Below are 5,581 nucleotides of genomic sequence, written 5' to 3' on the forward strand. Positions count from 1 at the left end.
TCCACTGAAACGTGCGGTGCGCAAACTGGATGTGCATGCCAGCCTGAATCATCCAGCTCCATAACGGCGCCACCTGCTCGCCTTGCGTGATGCTGTTGGTGGAGACAAAACCGCAGCGCACTTTGCGCCGCGCCAGGGTCTCCACCCGGTCCACATCGGCAAACAGGTCGCCAAAGCCTGCCTGCGCACCGCCAAACTTCACGTCCTTGAATTTTTTGCGGTCGCGGCTGGCACTCGCGGCAATACCGGCAAAGCTGTCGGGCGCGGTGGTGATGTAGCGTGCCGCCTTGATGTACCAGCCTGCCACGTAGTCCAGCACCCCGGCGCCTTTCATCCCTGCGCACACCGTTTCCATGTCCTCTTTTTGCTCGTCGGACTGGTGCTGCTTGCCCACAAACGGCGGGTTGCCCAGGATGTAGTTGAGCTTGGTTGGCGGCACAAAGTCGGCCCAGTCAATGCGCAAGGCGTTGCCGTGGCGGATGTGGGCGCTGCGTTTAAGCGGCACGCGCAGCATGGGTTCGCCAAACTCGGTGCCCGCTTCCACGTTCATCTGATGGTCGGTGAGCCACATGGCAACTTGCGCCACCTGCGCGGGAAATTCTTCGTATTCGATGCCGTAAAACTGGTCCACATCGACCTTGAGAAAGTCAAATACATGGCCGATGCGGCTGCCAAAGTGGCTAGCCGACCGCATCACGTCGAGCTCCAGCTTGCGCAACTCGCGGTAGGCCACGACCAAAAAGTTGCCACAGCCGCAGGCTGGGTCAAGAAAAGTGAGGGTTTGCAGCTTTTTGTGAAACTCAAACAGGCGGGTCGCATCGCCTTTGATCTTTTCAAACTCGGCGCGTAGCTCGTCCAAAAACAGCGGCTGGATCAGCTTGAGGATGTTGGTTTCACTGGTGTAGTGCGCGCCCAGTTCGCGGCGGCGCTCAGCGGCGTCCAACTCAATCACGCGCTGGAACATGGCGCCAAAGATGGCGGGCGAGATGTTGCCCCAGTTGCGTTGGCACAGGGTGATGAGCTGCTTGCGCATGGCGGCGGTGAAAGAAGGCGGGTCAATGCGTTCTTCAAACAGACGGCCATTGATGTAGGGGAACAAGGCAAACTGTTCGGCCAGCGCGCTCTGGCGCGCTGGCGTGTCTTTGTTGAGCGTCACGAACAGGGTGTCAAGCACCGCGCCGACGTTGGAGCCGTCCTCATGGGTGTGGAAGTCAATCAGGTCGTGGAAGCTGTCCTTGGGCTGAAAGATGCCGGTGTCATCGGCAAACAGGCAAAACAGCAGCCGCACCAGGAATACCTCCAGATGGTGACCGCTGTAGCCGTCCTGCTTCAGTGCGTCGTGTAGCTCGCCCAGCGCGTCCACCGCCACGCGGTTGATGGCCTCTTCGACCCGGATGCGCTGCTTGCGGTAGCCTGCAATGAAATAGAAAAGCCGCAGATGCTTGTCCAGCTCGGGCAGCGTGAAGCGGTGGACTTTATCTTCGTCAAGGTCATGCAGCTCAAAGTGCCAGAAGTCGCACAGCAGGATGTAGCGCGGTTCTTCATCGGCTTTGAGGCCGGGGAAGTAGTCCTTGGCTTGTTTGAAGGCTTTGACCAAGTCCTTGCCACGGCTTTTGTGCTCAATGAGCAGGGTGCCTTTCCACAGCAGGTCGATGTAGCCGTCTTTGTGGTCAATTTTCTTGACGCGCTTCTCAAACGTGGCGACCTTGCGGCGTTTGATGCCGAACACCTCGAAAAACTCATCCCAAAAGCTCTTGGCATCGGCGTCTTCGCGCTCGACGTGTTTCCAGTCTTTGGAAAAGGCACGGGCACGGTTGGCGATTTCTTTCCAGTCGAGAGGCATGTTGCGGTCTGGTTTTGGATTCGTGAATCTTATTGGGCTCTAGCCCGCGTTCTTTATGCGTGAGCAGCTACTGTTTTTATAGCAACCACAGGTACGTCAAAGTGACATTGAGCATCCAAAAATTCTCACAGTTCATAGTCGTCCACATGCCCGGTCATCGCGCGGGCGACCAAATTGCGGTCCAGGCGGTCACTCAACAACTCGGCAAACTTGTAGACAAAATTGCGCAGGTAGGCGCCGCGTTTGAAGGCGACCCGGGTCACATTCTGGCCAAACAACAGCCCGGCCGGACGTACCACCAGATCGCTTTTGGCGCCCTCCGCCACGACGTCGCGCACCGCCATTTCAGCGGCAATGCCGACGCCCAGACCGAGCCGGACGTAGGTCTTGATCACGTCCGAATCAATCGCTTCGAGCGCGATGCGGGGCTCCAGTTTGCGCGCGGCAAACGCATGGTCAATCTTGGTGCGGCCGGTGTAAGACGGGTGGTAGGTAATCAGGGGCTCGTGGGCGATGTCTTCCAGCGTCAGATGTTCCTTCAGGGCCAAGGGGTGGCCCACCGGCAGCACCAGCACATGCTGCCACTCGTAGCACGGCAAAGTCACCAGTTCTGAATAGCCGGTCAGGGATTCGGTGGCAATGCCGATCTCCGCCACTTCGTCGATCAACATTTGGGCCACCTGGCCCGGCGAACCCTGGTGCAGGCTGACGTTGACCTTGGGGTAGGCTTGGCGCAGCTTGGCCACGGGCTCCGGCAACACATAGCGCGCTTGCGTGTGGGTGGTGGCGATCGACAGCGTGCCGCTGTCTTCGGCGCTGTACTGCTCACCAATGCGTTTGAGGTTGCCGACCTCGCGCATGATGAGCTCAATGCTTTTGAGCACATGCTGGCCCGGCTCGGTGACCCGTTTGAGGCGTTTGCCATGGCGCGCAAAAATTTCGATGCCGAGCTCTTCCTCCAGCTCGATGATGGCTTTGGAGACGCCCGGTTGCGAGGTGTGCAGGGCCTTGGCCGCTTCAGTCAGGTTGAGATTGCGCCTGACGGCTTCTTGAACAAAACGGAATTGATGTAGGTTCATATCAAATTTCAACTAACAATGAAATTAATTATGCCCCAGCTACATATGCAAGCCGTAAAAATTCTTCAGGACAGCGCAATTCGGGCCATGAGCTCGATGATTTGCGCCTCTTCACCGATAGCAGGTCTCAGACTGAACACGACCTGTGGATGGCTGGCCTGTAAGGTGACCATCAGGCGTGGCAGGTCTTCCCGTGCGTGTCGGCCCACGCCCAAAAACAGGGGCACCACCGTTATGGCGGTGACACCCAGGACCGCCAATTCGGCGGCGCTGGTGGGCAGGTCGGGCGTGCTGAGTTCCAGGTAAGCGCAGCGCACCTGAACTTCAGGGGCGATTTCCCGGATTTGGCTGGCCACCGCCTCAATGGGTTTTCGCCACAAGGGATCGCGCGAGCCATGGGCCAGCAAAATCGTGCCACGCGCCGTATCAGTTTGCATCATCACTTCGCTATCGCCGCAGGACCAGCCAGCCGAACGCCGTCAGGGAAAGCAGTGAATAAATCATGCCCGGCAGTGCCGCGGTCAGCCAGGGCTGCCAGCTCTGCAGGTTGCCAATGTAGCCAAAGACGTTATTCAGCAGGAAGAAACTGATGCCCGCCATCACCCCGCCGAACACATAGGTCGCAATCCCGCCCGAGCGGAAGTGCAGGTAGGCAAAGGGCAGGGCCAGCACCACCATGACCAGGCAACTCAAGGGGTAAAAAACTTTCTTCCAGAACTCGATCTCGTAGCGCTGCGCGCTCTGTCCATTGACATCCAGGTGCCGGATGTACTCAAACAAGTCAATCGTGCTCATGCGTTCGGGCTTGAGCAGGGCCGCCGACACCATCTCCGAGCTGATCTGGTTCGGCCAGCGAAAACTGTCCATGTGTGTACGTTCGATTCGCGCGGTATCGGTACCCCGTTCCGGGAACTCGGTCCGGTCCACCTGCTTCAGGGCCCAGGCGTCATCACTTCCATAGGTGGCGGTTTGTGCGTGCACCATGGACATCAGGAAGCCCTGGTTATCGAATTCGAAGATGCGTACCTCGCGCATGCTGCCATCCGACTCCAGCGAGTTGACGTTGACCGCGTACTGCGCATAGCGCTGCTTTTCTTTCAACCAGGCGCCAGTCTGACCGACCGTGATGCGCCCCTGGTAGCGGGCCTTCAGGAGCTGTCCGGTGCGGTCGGCGACGGGTGAGACGTAATCGCCGATGGCAAAGGTCAACAAGACAAAGCCCAAACCCAGCATCAGCAGTGTTCTCAGGGCGCGCCACGGGCCCAGCCCGCTGGTTCGCAAAATGGTGAATTCCGAACTTTGCGCAAAACCCGCCATGACAAAAATAGTGCCGATCAGAACGGCGATCGGCAGCAACTCATAGAGGTGACTCGGAATCATCAGCGCCACATAGGTCAGGGCATGGACCAGGCCGTAACCGGCCGCCGCATGGCCTCCGATGGACTGGATTTCCTCCACCAAATCAAAAAAGAAAAACAGGGAGAGAAAGGCGAGGGTGACAAACATCACCGCATACAGCACCTCGCCGTAGATCAGGCGTCGGATCGTTTTCAAGTCGGTGACTTCCGCAAAAATAAGTTAGCTGGGCGCAGCAAGGTGCGCCAGCGCCAGTTGTTATGCCCCTTGGCCAGCCAGAAGGTTCCTAGCAGCAGCGCGCCGCCATGCAGTACCAGCAAAAATCCGCTGAATGTGAATTTGCCGGAGGCAATCCAGCTCTGGCCCAGGTTCAACAGGTTGTAATACATCACGAAAGCAAACATGGCGAAAATCAGGTTGGCACTGCGCCCGACACGGGGGTTGACGCTCGAAACTGCGATGCCGATGATTACAAAATTGATGGCCGCCAGAATCAATCCGATGCGCCATGACAATTCGGCCAAATTCGGCAGCGTCAGGTTGCTCAGCAATGCGAGTGTGGGGCGGGTGTTGGTGGGGACGTAATCTGTGCCGCCGAGAACGTCCACGCCGACCTTGGTGCCGTATTCTTCAAACTCGCTGATTTTCAGGTCAGACTTGCCAATCACGCTCTCCAGCCGCTGTCCGTTGCCGAGCATCAAGAACCGGTCTTGTCCGACACGCTGGATGCGCCCGCTGCGGGCGGAGGTGATGGTCTCCTTGCCATATTCGGTGGTGGCAATAAAGACGTTGGAGCCCGATTGCTGGCCGGAGGCGTTTTTCTCCACAAAAAATACCCGTTTCCCTCCGGCTGACTCCTGAAACTGCCCGGGTTCAATACGTTCAATATCACCCCGCTTCTCGTACTGGTCCTTCATGTTTTCAATTTGCAGGTTGGACCAGGGCAGCACCAGCAGTGCCAGCGCCATCACCACCAGCAACACGGGCCAGGCAAACCGGAACAGGGGGCCGAGCAAGGACGACAAGCCCCGTCCACTGGTGAACCAGATCACCATCTCGCTGTCGCGGTACATGCGTGACAAGGTGGCGATGATCGAGATGAACAGACTCATGGTCAGAATGGTCGGCATGTAGGCGAGCACGATGTAGCCCATGACCAATATCACGTCAGAGGGGTTGAAGCTGCCGCGCGAGGCCTGGCCGAGCGTGCGTATCAGTGTCATGGTCATGACAACCGTTGCCAGCACGATCAGCGTAGCGCCAAAACTGCGCGCCAACTCCTTGCGAATGGAAGAATGGAATA

The 5,581-nt window shown here is 58.0% G+C and carries 5 protein-coding genes; all 5 read right to left on the reverse strand.

Features of this window, described 5'->3' with window-relative positions:
* On the reverse strand, window positions 1-1,843 hold a 1,843-nt coding region (locus tag B3V69_RS19005), incomplete at its 3' end, for a DNA methyltransferase (protein ID WP_296448825.1).
* Between the two features lie 125 nt (window positions 1,844-1,968).
* A complete protein-coding gene (locus tag B3V69_RS19010) occupies window positions 1,969-2,922 on the reverse strand; it encodes a CysB family HTH-type transcriptional regulator (RefSeq protein WP_296448828.1) in 954 nt (317 codons plus the stop codon).
* Window positions 2,923-2,987: 65 nt separating this feature from the next.
* Window positions 2,988-3,359: a sirohydrochlorin chelatase gene (locus B3V69_RS19015; RefSeq protein ID WP_296448830.1), complete on the reverse strand. Its 372-nt coding sequence runs from the start codon at window positions 3,357-3,359 to the stop codon at window positions 2,988-2,990.
* Window positions 3,360-3,369: 10 nt separating this feature from the next.
* Window positions 3,370-4,476 (reverse strand): LPS export ABC transporter permease LptG, encoded by a 1,107-nt coding sequence (gene lptG, locus B3V69_RS19020; RefSeq protein WP_296448833.1) that lies wholly within the window; start codon window positions 4,474-4,476, stop codon window positions 3,370-3,372.
* A partial coding sequence (gene lptF, locus B3V69_RS19025) for an LPS export ABC transporter permease LptF (RefSeq protein ID WP_296448835.1) occupies window positions 4,473-5,581 on the reverse strand: 1,109 nt, incomplete at its 5' end. The genes lptG and lptF, both read right to left, overlap by 4 nt.

This window comes from Rhodoferax sp. UBA5149 (assembly GCF_002413825.1).
GTDB lineage: Bacteria > Pseudomonadota > Gammaproteobacteria > Burkholderiales > Burkholderiaceae_C > Rhodoferax.